The sequence below is a fragment of the Pseudomonas sp. Leaf434 genome (assembly GCF_001425545.1).
Lineage (GTDB): Bacteria > Pseudomonadota > Gammaproteobacteria > Pseudomonadales > Pseudomonadaceae > Aquipseudomonas > Aquipseudomonas siliginis.
Genome location: NZ_LMQZ01000001.1, coordinates 1,971,703 through 1,988,981, shown reverse-complemented (window position 1 = coordinate 1,988,981; position 17,279 = coordinate 1,971,703). Strand labels below are relative to the sequence as shown.

The 17,279-nt window shown below is 62.0% G+C and carries 14 protein-coding genes; all 14 read left to right on the top strand.

The genetic code is table 11. From position 1 onward, the window contains the following. Positions 1-281 precede the first annotated feature (281 nt). The 14 genes from rfaH (at position 282) to ASG55_RS08855 (ending at position 16,895) form a co-directional block, all read left to right on the top strand. Positions 282-800 (top strand): transcription/translation regulatory transformer protein RfaH, encoded by a 519-nt coding sequence (gene rfaH / locus ASG55_RS08920; protein WP_056785643.1) that lies wholly within the window; start codon positions 282-284, stop codon positions 798-800. A gap of 51 nt (positions 801-851) precedes the next feature. Continuing rightward, positions 852-2,012 (top strand): outer membrane beta-barrel protein, encoded by a 1,161-nt coding sequence (locus tag ASG55_RS08915; RefSeq protein ID WP_056785640.1) that lies wholly within the window; start codon positions 852-854, stop codon positions 2,010-2,012. A 12-nt stretch (positions 2,013-2,024) separates the two neighbouring features. After that, a complete protein-coding gene (locus ASG55_RS08910; RefSeq protein ID WP_056785638.1) occupies positions 2,025-2,558 on the top strand; it encodes a polysaccharide biosynthesis/export family protein in 534 nt (177 codons plus the stop codon). A 2-nt stretch (positions 2,559-2,560) separates the two neighbouring features. Then, complete coding sequence (locus tag ASG55_RS08905; protein WP_056785636.1) at positions 2,561-4,870, top strand: GumC family protein; 2,310 nt, start codon at positions 2,561-2,563, stop codon at positions 4,868-4,870. A gap of 66 nt (positions 4,871-4,936) precedes the next feature. Continuing rightward, on the top strand, positions 4,937-6,328 hold the full coding sequence (locus tag ASG55_RS08900) for an undecaprenyl-phosphate glucose phosphotransferase (RefSeq protein WP_056785633.1): 1,392 nt from the start codon (positions 4,937-4,939) through the stop codon (positions 6,326-6,328). A 46-nt stretch (positions 6,329-6,374) separates the two neighbouring features. Next, positions 6,375-7,733, top strand: a complete 1,359-nt coding sequence (locus tag ASG55_RS08895; protein ID WP_056785631.1) for a UDP-glucose dehydrogenase family protein — start codon at positions 6,375-6,377, stop codon at positions 7,731-7,733. Further along, positions 7,730-8,437 carry a WecB/TagA/CpsF family glycosyltransferase gene (locus ASG55_RS08890; protein WP_056785627.1) on the top strand — a complete coding sequence of 236 codons (708 nt, stop codon included), beginning with the start codon at positions 7,730-7,732 and terminating at the stop codon, positions 8,435-8,437. Before ASG55_RS08895 ends, ASG55_RS08890 begins: the two co-directional genes overlap by 4 nt. Before the next feature lie 11 nt (positions 8,438-8,448). Then, the gene (locus ASG55_RS08885) at positions 8,449-9,528 is read left to right on the top strand and encodes a glycosyltransferase (RefSeq protein ID WP_056785624.1); all 1,080 of its coding nucleotides are present in this window, start codon (positions 8,449-8,451) and stop codon (positions 9,526-9,528) included. After that, positions 9,525-10,631, top strand: a complete 1,107-nt coding sequence (locus ASG55_RS08880; RefSeq protein WP_056785623.1) for a glycosyltransferase — start codon at positions 9,525-9,527, stop codon at positions 10,629-10,631. Before ASG55_RS08885 ends, ASG55_RS08880 begins: the two co-directional genes overlap by 4 nt. Position 10,632: 1 nt before the next feature. Next, positions 10,633-11,940, top strand: coding sequence for an O-antigen ligase family protein (locus ASG55_RS08875; RefSeq protein ID WP_056785621.1), 1,308 nt, complete (start codon positions 10,633-10,635; stop codon positions 11,938-11,940). After that, positions 11,934-12,863 carry a glycosyltransferase family 2 protein gene (locus ASG55_RS08870; protein WP_056785618.1) on the top strand — a complete coding sequence of 310 codons (930 nt, stop codon included), beginning with the start codon at positions 11,934-11,936 and terminating at the stop codon, positions 12,861-12,863. Before ASG55_RS08875 ends, ASG55_RS08870 begins: the two co-directional genes overlap by 7 nt. Positions 12,864-12,880: 17 nt before the next feature. Continuing rightward, the gene (locus ASG55_RS08865) at positions 12,881-14,299 is read left to right on the top strand and encodes an oligosaccharide flippase family protein (RefSeq protein WP_056785615.1); all 1,419 of its coding nucleotides are present in this window, start codon (positions 12,881-12,883) and stop codon (positions 14,297-14,299) included. Between the two features lie 31 nt (positions 14,300-14,330). Then, positions 14,331-15,386 carry a UDP-glucose 4-epimerase GalE gene (gene galE / locus ASG55_RS08860; protein ID WP_056785612.1) on the top strand — a complete coding sequence of 352 codons (1,056 nt, stop codon included), beginning with the start codon at positions 14,331-14,333 and terminating at the stop codon, positions 15,384-15,386. 30 nt (positions 15,387-15,416) lie between these two features. After that, the gene (locus tag ASG55_RS08855) at positions 15,417-16,895 is read left to right on the top strand and encodes a family 16 glycosylhydrolase (RefSeq protein ID WP_056785609.1); all 1,479 of its coding nucleotides are present in this window, start codon (positions 15,417-15,419) and stop codon (positions 16,893-16,895) included. Positions 16,896-17,279: the final 384 nt, after the last annotated feature.

Sequence of the window (17,279 nt, the reverse complement as noted above, 5' to 3'; positions counted from 1 at the left end):
GCTACTTATGTAATTGGATCCTGAAGGTCGCAACTGCGAACCGTGCGGTAGCTTTTCCTGAATGAAAGCGCGCCGATTCGTTATAGCCAAGACGGCCACGGATATAACAATAACCAACCAAGTTGATTCATTTTTGAAACACTTCTTCTGCCAATAAACATTGATGCATCTGGCTCGGCACTTTGCCTTGATCAGCCTACTACCTACTAGCAAGCATGACGGCTCGTCCCACGTTATCGGCTGCCGTGCTTACACGATCGCTATGTATGGAGTACTCCAGCATGCTAACGGTTTGCCGCAACGGCTCTAACTGGTATTTATTGCAGTGCAAGCCCCGCCAGGATGAACGGGCACAACTCAATCTGCAGCAACAGAACTATTCGACCTTCCGGCCGCAGCTGATGAGCGAGCGCAGTATTCGTGGCAAACGCCAACGAACACTGGAATCGCTGTTCCCCGGCTACGTGTTCATTCAACTGAGCCGCGACGACAACTGGGCACCGATTCGCTCGACCCGTGGTGTCAGCCGCATCGTCGAATTCAACCATGTGCCCGCCCGGGTCGATGAAGACGTGATCGCGCAATTGCGTGAGCGCAGTCAGGAGTCGATCGGCTTTCCTGCGGAACCGACACTCAAGCCCGGCGAACCTCTGCAAATCGTCCAGGGTCCACTGTCCCCGCTCGAAGGCGTGTTCCTGTCCATGCAGGGCGATGAGCGGGTAATGATCCTGCTCAATTTCCTCAACCGCCAACAGCACGTCAGCGTCCCGCTGAGTTACCTCGAACGCCAGCGACAATAGTCCGGATCCGCTTCGCCCTGACCCCGACCCCCTTAATCAGGAGCGTGATCCATGGCTCTGAAGCCTCGCTGTTCCCTGGTTTTAGTCGTCGCCTGCTGTGCCCCCGAAGCTGCCTGGAGCGTTGAGCCGCAAGCGATCAATGTGTACGGCTTCGATTTCACCCCGACCTTTGCCTTGTCGGAAAGCTACGACGACAACTTTCGTGAAGTCGAACACGATGTCGAATCGACCATGGTCACCCGCCTGGCGCCGGCCTTCGAGCTCAAAGCCGAGGACCGCAACAGCGCCACGCGGGTGATCTGGGAGCCGACCCGCTACATCTATCACAGCGCCTCGGACGCTTCGAACACCGCCCAGCGTCTGCGCGCCGACAGCATCATGGAGTTCACCGACCGGCATCGGCTGAAACTCGAAGCCGAGGCACGCAAGTACGAGCGCACCACCTCGACCGCCGTCGACGGCATCAACGACAAAATCGAGAGCCAGCGCGTCGGCGGCGTCTACACCTTCGGCGCGCGCAGTGCGCTGAACCAGATCGACCTCGGCGCCAGTTACGCAAGGCTGCGCTACGACAACTCCGACGGCATCAACGATGACAAGGAGCGCAACACCAGCAATCTGTCCAGCACTTGGTATCACCGCCTCGGCAGCAAGACCCGTGGCCTGCTCGAATACGACCACACCCGCTTCGATTACGTGCAATCGAACAGCCCGCGCAGCAGTCGCTCCGACGCGGTGCTGGCTGGGGCCGAGTGGGACATGACAGCGAAAACCACCGGCAAGCTGCGCGTCGGTTACGAGCGAAAGAATTTCGACCAGAGCGGTTCCGACGACCTGAGCAACCCCACCTGGCAAGTGGATCTGGCGTGGAAACCGCGCACCTACTCGACCTTCACCTTTCTCGCGCGCCAGGCCATGGCCGAAGGCGATGACGGCTCCGACGCGGTGAAAGCCACCTTCACCCAGATCGGTTGGCGCCACGGCTGGACCGAGCGCATCACCACGATTGCTGAAGCCGGCATGGGTCATTACGTCTACGAAGGCCAGGACCGCAGCGACGATTTGCAGGACTACAAACTCGGCGTGAATTACGCAATGCGCCGCTGGCTGGACGTCGAAGTCGCCTACCGCCACCGCGACAACGACTCCGATGCCGACAATGAAAGCTTCACCCGCAATGTTTTCCAGATCACGTTCGACGTCAGTCTTTAGGAGGGTTGGGCCATGCACACGCGCCTGATTTTATTGTTGTTGCTGCTCTGGACAGTGCCCACGGTCGAGGCGGCGGACACCGACACCCATTACCGCCTGGCCGCTGGCGATGTCTTGCGCATCATCGTGTTCGGCGAGCCGGAACTGAGCTTCAAGAAGATCCGCCTCAACGATGCCGGCACCTTTTCCTATCCGTTTTTAGGCGAAATCGTCGCCAAGGGCCTGACGCCCAATCAGGTCGAACAAAAGCTCGTCGACGGCCTCAAGCAAGGCTACCTGGTCGATCCGAAAGTCAGCCTCAGCCAGATCGAGTACCGCCCGTTCTACATCAACGGCGAGGTGCAGAAGCCCGGCAGCTATCCGTTTCAGCCCGGCCTGACCCTGGAAAAAGCCATCGCCCTGGGTGGCGGCCTGACCGAACGCGCCTCGATGAAACGCGTGACGATCCTGCGCGGCAGTGGCGGCCCACCGGTCACTGAGAACATTTCGCGCACCACCGTCATCGCCCCCGGCGACACCATTTCCATTGCACAAGGCTTTTTCTGATCATGGACAACAGCCCAAGCACCTACCTCGAACGTCCGCTCCAGGGCCACTTGCCAACGCAAGCCGCCGACGAGTCGGACACCCTTGATCTGCTGCATCTGTGGCGGGTGATCTGGTCGGCGAAGTGGAACATCGCCTGGCTTGTGCTGCTCAGTTGCGCGCTGGCCGTGGTGGCGCTGTCGTTCATCACGCCGCAATACGTCGGCAGTGCGACGTTGCTGATCAAGGACAAGACGCCACCGGTGTTGAGTTTTCAGCAGGCCGCCGAATCCGGCGGCGCCACCACCACTGATTACTTGCAGACCCAGCAAGCCCTGCTGCAATCGAGGGAACTGGCCGAGCGCGCCGTGCGCAAACTTGGCCTGACTACTAACCCGATCACCGATCCACGCCAGCAGGCGCAGAGTTGGTTCACCCCGCGCCAATGGCTAGCGGAGCTAAATCGCGACCAATGGCTGCCATGGCTGGATCTGCTGCCGCCGCCGAAGCCGCCAGCGACCGAAGAGCAAGTGTTCAACGACGTCACGCAAAACCTGATGCTGCACACCAGCGTCAAGTTTGTCGGCAAGAGTCAATTGCTGGAGATCGACGTCGAACTGCCCGACCCGGCACTCGCTGCGGCGGTGGCCAACGCCCTCGCGCAAGGCTTCATCGACAGCCAGCAGGACACCAGCCTGAAGTCTTCGCAAAACAACACCAGCTGGATGAACACCCGCCTGGTCGAGTTGCGCGACAACCTGCGCGTCGCCGAAAACAAGTTGCAGGCCTATCGCGAGGAACAGGGTCTGGTCGATGTAGACGGTGTCGCCACCATCAGTGCCAACGAGCTGCAGATGACCGGCAACCGCATGATCGATGCGCGCCGCGATCGTGCCGAAGCGGAGAGCCAGTTCCGTCAGGCGCAAGCCTTGAGCAACGGCGACATCAGTCGTTTGTCCAGCGTGCCGGCAGTGCTGAGCAATCCGCTGATTCAGCAGTTCCAGGCTGATCTGGCCAAGGCTCAGGCCAAAGTCGAGGAGTTGTCGGGCCGCTACGGGCCGAAACACCCGGCGCTGATATCCGCCCGTTCCGAACAGCGCACCGCCGCCAACAGTCTGCGTCTGCAAGTGCAGCAAGTGGTCGCCGGCATCGAGCGTCAATACCAATTGGCGGTGGCCAGCGAAGACGCCCTGCGCAAATCCTTCAACAGCAACAAAGCGCAGATTCAGGACATTTCGCGCAAGGAATTCCAGCTGCGCGAATTCCAGCGTGAAGTCGACAGCACCCGGGCGCTGTACGAAACCTTCGTCACCCGCCTCAAGGAAACCGCCGCCACTTCGGACATGGATTCGGCCAAGGCGCGCATCGTCGACCCGGCGATCGCACCGCTGGAAGCGAGCAAACCGCGCAAGAATCTGATTCTCGCGATTGTCGCGCTGGTCGCAGCGATCGTCGGCGTTGCCCTCGCCTTCCTCTTCGATACGCTCAGCAATACCTTCAAGACCGACGACACCGTCGAGAGTCTGCTCAATGTGCCGTTGCTCAGCGTCGTGCCGCTGGTGATGAAGAAGAGCCGGCGGCAGTTGGCGCGGTTGTTCGAAGACAACGACCACCCGCGCTTCTGCGAAACCATCCGTAATCTGCGCACCTGGCTGATGCTGCAGAACAACGAACGCCCGGCGCAGGTGGTGCTCGTCACTTCCTCGGTGTCGGGCGAAGGCAAAAGTACCATCGCCAACAACCTTGCCTCGTCACTGGCGCCACTGGAACGGGTGCTGCTGATCGATGCCGACATGCGTCAGCCGACGCTGTCGCTGAACTTCGATTTCCCGCCGCAGAGCCCCGGCCTCGCCAACCTCATGGCCGGCAGCGCGCGGCTGGAAGACTGCATTCGCAGTGTCGGTAATCTGGACATGCTCCCGGCCGGCTGCCTGACGCCCGCAGCGCTGGACCCGTTCGAGGCACCACGCTTGAAAGCCTCGAGCAGTTCGAGCAACGCCGTGGCCCCCGCGCAGGACTTGCTCAGTTCACCGCGCCTTGGTCGGCTGTTACAGATTCTCAAGTCGCGCTACCGGCACATCATCATCGATTCGCCGCCAGCGGAAATCGTCAGTGACGCGCTGTTGCTGGCGCAGCATTCCGATGCGGTGATCTACGTGGTCAAGGCGCAGAGCACGCCGGTCGGCCAGGTGCGCAAAAGCATCGCCGTGTTGCAGCAGAGCCAGGCGCCGGTGTTCGGCGTGGTGCTCAATCAGGTCGATCTGCGCAAGGCGCGCAAGTACGGCCATGGCCATTCCCGTTCCTTCTACGACTACGACTTCGCCCCGCGCTGATCCTCCGGGCCGTGCCGCCCGGCAGCAGCCTGTCCTTCCCTGTACGACGAATCGGAGATCGCGCCGATGACCTCGCAATATTCCGCGCAAATGGCACACCGTCGCGGCCTCACCTTCTGGGGGCAATGGTTGTGCGCAATGACCCTGGTCAATCTGTTGCTGATTGTTCTGGTGCACTGGCGCATCGGTGCCTTGCCCAGTGAATACCGGCTACTGATCATCCTCACGGTGCTCGGCTCGATGCCGGTCTACAGCCTCGTTCAGGTCTACCACAAACGTCATGGCCTACTGGTCGGGCTCGGCCGTTTGCTGGCCGGCTGGCTGATTCTGCTCGGACTGCTGATGAGCATCGCCTTCGTCACCCAGACCAGCGCGTTGTTCTCCCGGCAGGTGGTGATTGTCTGGGCGGTGGTCGGTTTTCTCGCCCAGGCGGCGACGTTTCTGCCGCTGCATCTGTTCGTGCGCATGTACACCAAAATGATTTGCAACGAGCGCCGCGCGGTAATCATCGGCACCTGCCCGACCGCCCATGAACTGGCGCGCAAACTCCTCGACCCGGATCGCGCGTTACTGCTCGGGTTTGTCGCGGCGAAAGCCGACAGCGGCCCGGCGCCGAGCATTCTGCCGCTGCTCGGTGAGGTCGAGGACATCCGCGAAATCATCACCCGTTTGCAGGCGCGGCGCGTGTACATCGTGCTGCCGATGGCCGAGGCGGCGACCATCGAAGCGTTGTACATCAATCTGCTCGACATGAACGTCGACGTGGTGTGGATTCCGGATCTGGGCAGCATGGTCTTGCTCAATCATTCGATCTCCGAGATCGAGCGGATGCCGGCGATTTACCTCAACGAAAGCCTGCTTACCTCGCACCCCGGCAGCCTGTTCTGCAAGGACCTGTTCGAACGCAGCGTTGCAGCGGTGGCGCTGATTCTGCTCAGCCCGCTGCTGCTCGGCGTGGCCATTGCGGTCAAGCTGACGTCGCCGGGGCCGGTGCTGTTCAAGCAGAACCGCCATGGCTGCGACGGCGAAGTGATCCGCGTGTGGAAGTTTCGCTCGATGCGCGTGCACAACGATCAGCAAGTGCGTCAGGCCACCCGCGACGACGACCGCGTCACACCGCTGGGACGCTTTCTGCGGCGCAGCTCCATCGATGAGCTGCCGCAACTGTTCAACGTGCTGTTCGGCCACATGGCGCTGGTCGGGCCGCGTCCGCACGCGGTCACCCACAACATCTATTACACCGGCAAGGTGCGCGCCTACATGGCGCGGCATCGGCTCAAGCCTGGGATCACCGGGCTGGCGCAGATCACCGGGCATCGCGGCGAAACCGAGACCGTGGAAAAGATGCAGCGCCGGGTCGCTCAAGACCTCAATTACATCAATCAATGGTCGCTGTGGCTGGACATCAAGATCCTCCTGAAGACGCCCTTCACCCTGTTCTCGAAAAACATCTACTGACAGCGGCCAGCGCTCTGGCCCACCCCGCCACGCATGAGGTTTTCCCATGAATGTGAGTGTATTCGGTATCGGTTATGTCGGACTGGTCCAGGGCGCCGCGCTGGCCGAGGTCGGCCACAACGTGCTGTGTGTGGATGTCGACGCGGCCAAGGTGCAGGCCTTGAACGACGGCACTCTGCCCCTCTACGAACCCGGCCTGAAAAGCCTGGTGCGGGACAATCATCACAGCGGCCGTCTGCAATTCGGCAGTGATCTGGCCGCTGCGGTTAAGCACGGCGATGTGTTGCTGATCGCGGTCGGCACGCCGCCGGACGAGGACGGCTCGGCGGATCTCAAACATGTCCTCAGCGTCGCCCGTACCATCGGCGAACACCTGCGCGGCGAGCAGATCATCGTCGACAAATCCACGGTGCCGGTGGGCACGGCGGACCGGGTGCGCGAATGCATCAGCGCCATCCTCGGCGAAAGCGGGCGTGGTGCACTGACCTTCGATGTGGTTTCCAACCCGGAATTTCTCAAGGAAGGTTGCGCGGTCGACGACTGCATGCGCCCCGACCGGATCATCATCGGCACCGACAGCCCGCGCGCCGAAGCGCTGATGCGCGAGCTCTACGAACCGTTCAATCGCAACCGCGAAAAAATCATCGTCATGGATGTGCGCAGCGCCGAGCTGACCAAGTACGCCGCCAACTGCATGCTAGCGACGAAGATCAGTTTCATGAACGAGATGGCCGGGCTTGCCGAAAAGCTTGGCGCCGACATCGAAATGGTTCGCCATGGCATCGGCTCGGATCCGCGCATCGGCTACCAGTTCATCTACCCCGGCATCGGTTATGGCGGTTCGTGTTTCCCCAAGGATGTGCGTGCACTGATCCATGCTGCCCACGGCGTCGATGTCGATGCACGCCTGCTTCGGGCGGTGGAGTCGCGCAACAACGAGCAGAAAAGCACGCTGTTCCACAAGATCACCGAGCACTTCAACGGCGCGCTGGAAGGCAAAACCTTCGCGCTGTGGGGCCTGAGCTTCAAGCCCAATACCGACGACATGCGCGAGGCCCCCAGCCGCGTGTTGATGGAAGCGTTGTGGCGAGCCGGCGCCAGCGTGCAGGCGTTCGACCCGAAAGCCATGGAACAGGCGCAGCAGCTTTACGGCCCGCGCGATGACCTGACGCTGGCCGGCACCAAAGAGGCGGCGCTGAAAAATGCCGACGCGCTGGTGATCGTCACCGAGTGGCAAGCGTTTCGCGCGCCGGACTTCGAACTGCTCGCCCGCCAGCTTAAAAATCCGCTGATCTTCGATGGCCGCAATTTGTTCGATCCGCAACGCCTCAGCGCACGCGGTTTCACCTACATCAGCGTCGGCCGGCCAACCTGCGCCGCTGAAGCACAGGATCTCGCGTCATGATCCGCCTGGAATTGCTCGACCGTTATTCGCCGGCCCTGCTGGAATCCAACCGGGCCTTCTCCTTTCTCAACTTCGCCTCGATCGGCAGTTTCATCCGCCAGCCGCCGTCGTCGCTGGCGTATTTTTGCGACGGCATGCTGATGTCCGGGTTCATGTCGCGCATCACCGGGCGCGCGGTGCAGCGGGTCAGTTTCGATTTCACCTCGATTGCCGATCCGGTGTTGCGTGAATCCGAGCAGCGCGGCAAACGCGTCTATGTGGTCGGTGCGCGGCAGGCCGAGCTTGATCGTTTCGTGGAAAAGCTCGGCATGCAGTACCCGCGCCTGCAACTGGTCGGCGCGCACAACGGGTACTTCGATGCCGAGCAAGGCGCCGCGCTTCAGGCTGATATCCGTCGGCAGCGGACCAACCTGTTGCTGGTCGGCCTCGGCGCCGGTCTGCAGGAGCGCTTTGTCCTCGATGCGCTGCGTGGTGGCTTCAGCGGCGTGGCGTTCACCTGCGGCGGTTTCATTCGTCAGGAAGCCGATGCCGGCGAGCGTTACTACCCCGACGCCATCAACCGCCTGCACCTGCGCGCCTTCTACCGCATGTACCGCGAGCCGCACACGATCAAGCGCTACCTGCTCGACTACCCGAGCAATGCCCTGCGCCTGACCGAACTGATTCTGCGCCAGCAAGTGGCAATCAATGTCACTGCCCCATGAGGATTGTGCCGATGCATATTCTGTTCACGCTCAAGGATTACCAGACTGGCGGCGGCGTCGAGTGCGTGCAGCAACGCCTCGCCGAGCAGTTTCTGGCGGACGGCCGGCGGGTGAGTTTTTTCGTCATGAACGGCGACTCGCCTAACGTCGACGGCGCGCCGAGCATGGCCGGTGGCGGCAGTGGGCTCGCGGGCTGGCTGAAATCGATCGTGCTGCTGCGCCGGCTGATCCGCCGTGAGGGCGTGACGCATCTGATTGGCGCCAAGGAGCAGGCCAACCTCTGCACCTGGTTCGCCACCCTGGGCAGTGCCTGCAAAGTCATCTACACCCGCCACGCCGCGCTGGATTGCGCCGAGCAGAACACCGGGCGCGCCAGCCTGCGCCTGTTGTACGCGCTGTATCTATGCGGCAGCGGCAAGGTAGTCGCGGTGTCCCACGGTCTGCGCCAGTCGCTTGCCGGGTTGATGCCGTGGGGCCAGCCGCGCATCCGTTATTGCCCGAACGCGGTGATCAGCGAGCAACTGTTGCGTGCGGCTCAGGCGCCGTTGCCCGGTGGCGTGCCCCATCATTATTGGCTGGGTGTCGGCCGGCTAGTGGAAACCAAGGGCTTCGCGCTGCTGCTCGACGCCTACGCGCTGGCGGCGCAACAACGCCCGCTGCCCTATCTGGTAATTGCCGGCGACGGGCCGTTACGCGCAGCGCTTGAAGCGCAGACACAACGGCTGGGCATCGAACGTCTGGTGCATTTCACCGGGCATCTGCGCAATCCCTATCCGCTGATCCGCCATGCGCAGTTGTTGGTGCTCAGCTCATTGCACGAAGGTTTGCCGACGGTACTGGTCGAGGCGCTGGCGCTGGGTACGCCGGTGATCTCCACCGATTGCGGCAGCGGTCCGCGCGAGTTGCTCGACGATGGACGCCTCGGGCGTTTGGTCAAGGTCAACGATGTGCCAGCCCTGGCCGAGGCGCTGCTCGACAGTCTGGCCAGCCGCGAACCCGAGCCGCCGCCCCGACGCTCAGTCAGCGACGCGATCCTGCCCTATACCAGCCAGTACGCCGCGCAGGCTTATTACCAGGTGTGGAACCGATGAAAAAGCTGCTGATCATTCTCCAGGACCTCGGCGCCGGCGGCGCGGAGAAAATGATGGTGCGCCTCGCCGGTGCCTTGGTTGAGGCCGGCAACGAAGTCACGCTGCTGATGCTCACCGGTGCCGGCATCAATCAGCCGGCGCTCGACCCACGAGTCAGACAAGTGCTGCTCGACAGTCCGCGCAGCGCGGCGGCTGTGCCGGCACTGACACGGTTTTTACGCAGCAATCAGTACGACGCGCAACTGGCCGCCCTCACCCACGTCAACGTCGTGGCGATTGCCGCCGCCGCGCTGTCCGGGACGCTGGCGCGGCTGCATGTCAGCGAGCGCAATGCCTTTTCGCGGGACAAACACGTCAACCCGGCGCTGTCGGTCAAGCTCGCCTACTGGCTGGCGCCGTGGTTGTACCGGCTGATTCCCAACCCGGTGATCTGCGTGTCACAAGGCGTTGCCGAGGATCTGGTCGACACCACCATCGCCCGCGCGCGCGATGTGACGACCGCTGACAACCCGGTGCTCGACAACGATTTTCGTGACAAACCCGCCGCCGCGCCCAGCCATCCCTGGCTCAAGGCCAAAACCACTCCGGTGATCGTCGCTGTAGGACGCCTGGCGCAGCAAAAAGGCTTCGACACTTTGATCGACGCCTTCGCCCGCCTGCCGCAAGGCAATGCGCGGCTGATCATCTTCGGCGAAGGCGCCCTGCGCGGCGAACTGCTGGCCCAAGCGACAGCGCTCGGCGTCGCAGAGCGTTGCGATCTACCGGGATACGCCAGTGACCCTATCGCCGAGATTGCCCGAGCGGACTGTTTCGTCCTGTCGTCGCGTTTCGAGGGCAGCCCCAACGCGTTGGTCGAAGCCCTGTCGACCGGCACGCCGGTCGTGGCGACCCGCTGCCCGTACGGCCCGCAGGAAATCCTCGCAGATGGCGCCGTCGCCCCCTTGGTCGAGGTGGACGATCCGGCCGCCCTCGCCAGCGCAATCAGCGCACAAATGGCCGCGCCACGAGCCCTGCATCGCCAGCGGCGGATTGATGCCGCCGCGCGCTTCGTCAGCGGCCGCGCGGTGCAGACCTACCTCAAGGCGTTACTTGGGAGGCGCTGAGATGAACCGCCTGCAAGTGCGTTATTCGACGCTGGCCGATGCCTTCACCCTGTTCGGTGTGCTGTTCTATACGCAAGTGATCGGCTTCTTTCTGCGCCTGGGTAATGTGAGCACGCTGGACGATGCGCAGCAGGATCTGGAAGGCAATCTGGCCAATCAGGTCTGCGGCTTGCTGACGTTGCTGGTGCCGCTGTTCTTCTTCATTCGCCACAAAGTGTTCCTCAGCAAGAGTTTCTACCGGCAGAACCTGTTTTTGCTGTTGTTTCTCGGCTGCGTGGCGGCGTCGATCAGTTGGTCGAGCGAGCCGATGCTCAGTTTCAAGCGTTTCGTTGCGCTGCTCAGCGTGGTGTTTTTTGCCGGTTTTATCGCTTGGCGCTACAGCATCGAGCGGATCGCTTTTCTGTTCGGCTGCGTGATCGGTGCAGCGGCGCTGGTCGGGTTGATCTTCGCCGTGATTCGCCCGGACATCGCCTTTATTTCCGGCGGCATCCGTGACGGGGCCTTTCGCGGGGTGTTCGCGGAAAAGAACGCTGGCGCACGCCTGAACGCGATTGCGATCCTGTTGCTGCTGCCGATGATCCGCCAGCGCAACCCGCTGGCCATGCTGTATGGGCTGTTCGCGCTGATCGCCATCGGTCTGGCGCAGTCAGCCACGGCGATTGCGCTGATCGTCGCCGGCACCGCCAGTTACGCCTACTTCATCACGCTGATCCGGCTGCGCATCAACCGCTCACTGCTGGCCTTCACCGCCGCCACGCTGGTGTTCTTCCTCTTGTGTGGGGTGCTTTACGCCAATTATGCCATGCTGCTGGAACTGGTCGGCCGCGACCCGTCACTCACTGATCGCACGTTGATCTGGGAGCTGTTGCAGCCGCTGATCGATGCGCAATTTCTCAAGGGCTATGGCTTCGGCGCGTTCTGGGCCAGTGCCGATGCCGATGCGTTTATCACGCGCTGGGGCTATATCGGCAATGCGCACAGCGGCTACGTTGAAACCCTGCTCAACGGCGGTTTGATCCAGTTGATCGCCCTGCTGCTGATGTTTGCCCAGACCCTGAGCAAGCGCTACCGGGCAATCACGGCGGATCAGTCGGTGCGCTATCAGGCCTGTGCGCTGGTGATCATCGGCCTGTTCGTCGTTACCAATTACGTCGCCTATGTGATTCCCAACTACCGCTCGGGTGAGTTCCTGATTTTCTGCGTGCTCAGCCTGACCTTCCGCCATCACCTCGTCGCCCGTCCGCAGCCGCTGCCAGCGGCGAATGCTCGGCCAATGCGCGGCACTTTCCGGGAACAACGCCCATGCTGAATGATCCCTCGGCCGTCACCGTGTGCGTGGTGGTTCCGCTGTACAACGCCGCCGCCAGCATTCAACGCACACTGGACTCGGTGTGCGCACAGACCCGCCCGCCGGACAAAGTCATTGTCGTTGATGACGGTTCCAGCGATGCCGGGCCAGAGATCGTCAGGCAGTACGCCGCGCCCTTCCCCATCGTGCTGTTGCAGCAGCCCAACCAAGGCCCGGCCAGTGCACGCAATCGCGGCGTGTTCAGCGCCGAAGAAACCTTTATCGCTTTCCTTGATGCCGACGACCGCTGGCATCCGGAAAAACTGCAAAAACAACTGGCACTGCACGCGGAATTGACCCGACAGGGACGCAAAGTCGGTTTGATCGATTGCTTTCAGATGAGCGAATTCAGTGATGGCAAACGCCAATTGGAGGATCGCTGTAAACACGGCGAGCACTTTGCCGACTTCATGCGCGAGAACATCATCAACGGCACCTCCGGCGTACTCGCCCTGCGCGAGATCATCGTCGCCATTGGCGGCTTCGATCAGAGCCTGCGCTTCGCTGAAGATCGCCTGTTGTGGACGCGCATCGCCGAAATCAGCGAGATCCACAGCGTGCCGCAGATTCTCCACTGGCGCGCCGTCAACGCCGCCAACATCACCGCGCAACCGCACAAGTATTACCCGCACAAGCTGCGCTTCATCCAGCTGTACCTGGCGCGTTACGGCACCCGGCTGAACCAGCAGCAGCGGATCTATTTCGTCCTCGCCAATCACGCGGAATTTCTCAATGCCTTCTCCCGGCGCGGCGATCATCGCCGGGTCATCGAGGTGTTCCGACAGATGCTCGGGCATTCGTGGCAGACGCTGTTGTTCTCCCGGGGCAAACCGACCCTGCGCTACCTCTACGCCTGCTTGAAAAGTCTGGGGAACAGCCGCTGAATTTCAGGGATCGCGCCATGGCCAACCGTCGCCTGATGACCCTCGCATGGATTTTCACCGAGAAGTTCGGCCTGATTTTCCTGTCGATGATCACCTTTGTCGTGTACGCGCATTTGTTGACGCCGACGGAGTTGGGCATCGGCACGTTGATCATCGCCGTGGTCGAAGTGGTCGGCATTCTGTTCTCGTCGATGCTGGAAGACCCGCTGGTGCGCCTGCAGCGGATGGAACACAAACACATCAGCAGCGTGTTCTGGTTTGCCGTGCTGGTCAGCCTGCTATCGATTGCGTTGATTTCTCTGGCGGTCGTGCTCTATACGCCGTCCACCGCGCTGCGCTGGATGACCGCTGTGGCCTCGGTGAAAATCCTTTTCACCCTGATGGCGCGGGTGTATGTGGCACAGATGCGCCGCAGCGGCAATTTCAAGCTGCTGGCCTCGCGCACCTTGCTCGGCAAAGTGGCTGGCGGGGTTGGCGGCGTGGCTGTTGCGCTGCTGGGTTTCGGCCCGTGGGCGGTAGTCGCGCAGGCGCTGATCATGGACGGCGTTTCCACACTGGTACTGATGCGCAGCGAACGTCGGCGCATTCCCTTGCTGATCGACCGCCAGGTGCTGAGCGAACTGCTGCGCGCCGGTCTCCCGGTCTGTGTCAACGTGATGAGTTCGCAAACCCTGCAACGCGGCGTCAACCTGATTCTCGGCCTGACTGCCGGGGCGCACGCGGTGGGCATGTTCAATCTGGCCATGCGCATCATCGACCTGCCGCGCTCGGCGATCTACAACGGCTTGATGAGTTACGCCCTGCCGGTATTCGCCCGGCGCAGTGCCGAACCGGCGCGCCTGATCGGGGTTATAGGCGATTCCACGGCGATCAGCGGATTCGTGCTGACCCCGCTGTTCTTCGGCATCGCCCTGACCGCCGAGGACATCATCCTGCTGATCTTCGGCGCGAAATGGGCCGATGCGATTCCTTTGCTGCAAGTGCTCGCCTGCACGGCGGCGCTGGGCAATCTGGCGCTGTACGCGACCACCGCGCTGGTGGCGGTCAATCGCACGCACTTGACCCTCAAGGCGGAAGTCGCCACCACCCTGCTCGCGCTGGCGCTGGTGTATCTGCTCGGAGCGACCTACGGCGGCATGGCGGCGGCGCTGGCATTGCTGCTGCGCACGCTGCTGATCACGCCGTTGCAGGTACGCGGCCTGCACGCCGCGATCGGTTACGACTGGCGCAGCTTCTTTCAGTCCAGTTACCGCAGCCTGCTTGCCTCTTTCGTGATGGTCGTCGTGGTGATGTGGCTGTCGCGGCAGACCGGCCTGTCCGGTTATGCGCACCTGGCCGGCGACATTGCCATCGGCACGCTGACCTATGCCTTGGCCTACAGCCTGCTGCACCCGCGCTGGCCGCAAGAATTCAAGTTGGTGTTCACCGCCCGCTGAGCTGCATTTCCTCGCAATGGAGTACGTCGTCATGCGCAAAACCACGTTGATCACGGGCGGTGCCGGCTACATCGGTTCGCACACGGCATTGCAACTGATCGAAGCCGGACACTCGGTGCTGATCCTCGACAATCTGTGCAACAGCAGCCGCGAAGCAGTCGCACGGCTGGAGCTGTTGAGTCATTCGCACGTCGATTTCATCGAGGGCGATATCCGCGACGCCGCACTGCTGGACGAGATTTTCAGCACCTACGCGATCGACGCCGTGCTGCATTTCGCCGGCCTCAAAGCCGTTGCGCAAAGCGTGCGCCGGCCGATGGATTACTACGCCAACAATGTGTTCGGCACGCTGAACCTGTGTCAGGCGATGGCCCGCGCCCACGTGTTCAATCTGGTGTTCAGTTCCTCGGCGACGGTGTACGGCGAGCCGGCCCGCATGCCCATCGTCGAAGACCACGGCACCGGCAAACCGGCCAATCCCTACGGGCGCTCGAAGTTGATGATCGAAGAATTGCTCAGCGACCTTGCCCTCGCCGATTCACGCTGGAACATCGCTGTGCTGCGTTACTTCAACCCGATCGGCGCGCACCAGAGCGGGCTGATCGGCGAAGCACCCAGCGGTCGACCGAACAATCTGCTGCCGTGCCTGACCGAGGTCGCCAGCGGCCAGCGCGCGGCGTTGACCGTTTACGGCAACGACTATCCAACCGTCGACGGCACCTGTATTCGCGATTACATCCATGTGCTGGATCTGGCCGAAGGTCATCTCAAGGCGCTGCAGGTTTTGCAAGGCGACGAGCATGGCCTGCACGTATGGAATCTCGGCAGCGGCACCGGCTACAGCGTATTGCAGATCATCAGCGCCTTCGAAGACGTCACCGGCCTGCGCATTCCCTACCGGTTCGCCGCCCGCCGCGCCGGTGATGTCGCCGAGTGCCGCGCCGACGCGAGCAAGGCCGGGCGCGAGCTGGGCTGGCGGGCACAACGCGAGCTGACGCAAATGCTCATCGACAGCTGGCGCTGGCAGACCAGCAACCCATGGGGCTACCGCCCGAAACCGGCGCCGCTGCTGGCGGTGGGCAGCTGAACCGGCGCACATCCATGTTAGGGACGACTCATGAACAGATCACCATGCTTGCTGTTGGTTTTGCTGCTGCTGAGTGCTGGCGTCAGCGCCAATATTCCACGACCGGTCACCGATGGACTGGTGCTGTGGCTGGACGGCAATGATCCCGCCTCGATGACTCTGGAGGGGCAAAATCAGGTCGTGCGCTGGCGGGACAAATCCGGCAAGGGCAATGACGTCGTCGTCGACAATCGCGCGGCGACGACATTGCCCACGCGCGTCGACAACGCCCTCAACGGCCACGGCGTGGTGCGTTTCAGCGGCACGGCGGCGTTCATGGGCCAGGCGATCCGCACAAGCAAAGGCCCGGTGACAGTCTTTATCGTCTCGCGGCGTCTGCCCGAGCAGGCCGGCGGCAAGGCCTGGCAGCGCCTGTTCAGCTCGCGGCCGCAACTGGCGGACAACGACAACGTCGCACCGAATTTCGGCATCAGTGTGCAGCAGACCACCGCCTACGAGCCGGCGCTGGCGTTGCTGGAAACCAGTGACGTGCCGATCGGCCCGTTCGCGGTGGCGCGCAATGTGGTGGGCACCTCGGAAATCCTCCGCGGTGACATCGCCGAAGTACTGGTTTATGACCGCCCATTCAGCAGCCAGGAAGAACGCCGCAACGTGTTCGAGTATCTGGCGCAAAAGTGGGCGGTCGCCATTCCGCAACAGGTCGATGCGTGGACTCGCGTCGGTCCGCTAGGCCCGACCCCGACGCACGGTACGCCCGACCTGCCGTTATCGGACCAGGCCAATGCCGGCGGTTGGAAACGCGATACGCGGCTGTCCGACGAATTCAACGGCAGCACCCTCGATGCCGAACGCTGGCACGTCAACAACGCCACCGGCACCGATTCCCTCGGGCGCAAACCGGCGCTGTTTTTGCCGGAGAACGCCAAGGTCGGCAACGGCAATCTGAACATCACTTTCCGCAAACAGACCTTGCCGGAAAAATACGTAGCCCTGGGCTATAAGGATTACAGCTCGGCGATGGTGCGAACCAACGAACGGGGGATGTACGGCTATTACGAAGCCCGGGCGAAACCGATGAACTCTGCCGGTTCCAGTGCGTTCTGGCTGGCGTGGACCGGGCTGCCGGACAATGCCACGGAAATCGACATCTTCGAAATCGGCGGCAAAACCCGCAACGAAGCGTTCGACCGCCGGTACAACATGAACGCCCATGTCTGGGCCAGACCGCAGAATGATCAACACCTGAGTTCCGGCAGCACGTGGAATGCCCCTTGGCGGCTGGCCAGTACCTTTCATGTCTACGGTTTCGACTGGCAACCCGAGACCTTGCGCTGGTATGTCGACGGCGTACTCGTCCGGGAAGCAAAGAACAGCTACTGGCATTTCCCGATGCAAATCGTTTTCGACAGCGAAGCGATGTGGGACTGGTTCGGGGTGGTCGACGATGCTGATCTGCCGTCGGTGTTTCGCATCGATTACGTCAGGGTCTGGACCCGCTCGCCGCAGTAGTGCGGTGTTCAATGGGTTTGGACCTTCGCTTGCATCCGCCACAGCGTGCGGAAACCTCCCTGACGCTCGCGCAGTTCTTCCGGCGTGCCGTCCTGCACTAACTCGCCCCCCTCCAAGCGCCATCCCCCGCCCCTCGATACCCGCAAAAACCCCTCGATCCTGCTCGCAAAGGTTGACGTGCGCCAAGCCAACCGAGAGCTGCCCTCGCCCTTTGCTCTACCATCCATCGGCTGTGTTGGAAAATCATCAAACCCCAGTGCAAGTCCGTTATCAGAATCGGTAACCACTCCAGCAACAGACATCCTCAGGGACACTCATGGCTAATGATCCCTCCAACTCCGACCGCACCAGGTTCAGGCCGGAGCATGCGGTCGAGACAACCTT

Bases quoted from the DNA above. Each gene is read 5' to 3' on its own strand.
- galE (WP_056785612.1), top strand. From the start codon at position 14,331: ATGCGCAAAACCACGTTGATCACGGGCGGTGCCGGCTACATCGGTTCG.
- ASG55_RS08890 (WP_056785627.1), top strand. From the start codon at position 7,730: ATGATCCGCCTGGAATTGCTCGACCGTTATTCGCCGGCCCTGCTGGAA.
- ASG55_RS08905 (WP_056785636.1), top strand. From the start codon at position 2,561: ATGGACAACAGCCCAAGCACCTACCTCGAACGTCCGCTCCAGGGCCAC.
- ASG55_RS08855 (WP_056785609.1), top strand. From the start codon at position 15,417: ATGAACAGATCACCATGCTTGCTGTTGGTTTTGCTGCTGCTGAGTGCT.
- ASG55_RS08885 (WP_056785624.1), top strand. From the start codon at position 8,449: ATGCATATTCTGTTCACGCTCAAGGATTACCAGACTGGCGGCGGCGTC.
- ASG55_RS08910 (WP_056785638.1), top strand. From the start codon at position 2,025: ATGCACACGCGCCTGATTTTATTGTTGTTGCTGCTCTGGACAGTGCCC.
- ASG55_RS08880 (WP_056785623.1), top strand. From the start codon at position 9,525: ATGAAAAAGCTGCTGATCATTCTCCAGGACCTCGGCGCCGGCGGCGCG.
- ASG55_RS08900 (WP_056785633.1), top strand. From the start codon at position 4,937: ATGACCTCGCAATATTCCGCGCAAATGGCACACCGTCGCGGCCTCACC.
- ASG55_RS08915 (WP_056785640.1), top strand. From the start codon at position 852: ATGGCTCTGAAGCCTCGCTGTTCCCTGGTTTTAGTCGTCGCCTGCTGT.
- ASG55_RS08895 (WP_056785631.1), top strand. From the start codon at position 6,375: ATGAATGTGAGTGTATTCGGTATCGGTTATGTCGGACTGGTCCAGGGC.
- ASG55_RS08870 (WP_056785618.1), top strand. From the start codon at position 11,934: ATGCTGAATGATCCCTCGGCCGTCACCGTGTGCGTGGTGGTTCCGCTG.
- rfaH (WP_056785643.1), top strand. From the start codon at position 282: ATGCTAACGGTTTGCCGCAACGGCTCTAACTGGTATTTATTGCAGTGC.
- ASG55_RS08875 (WP_056785621.1), top strand. From the start codon at position 10,633: ATGAACCGCCTGCAAGTGCGTTATTCGACGCTGGCCGATGCCTTCACC.
- ASG55_RS08865 (WP_056785615.1), top strand. From the start codon at position 12,881: ATGGCCAACCGTCGCCTGATGACCCTCGCATGGATTTTCACCGAGAAG.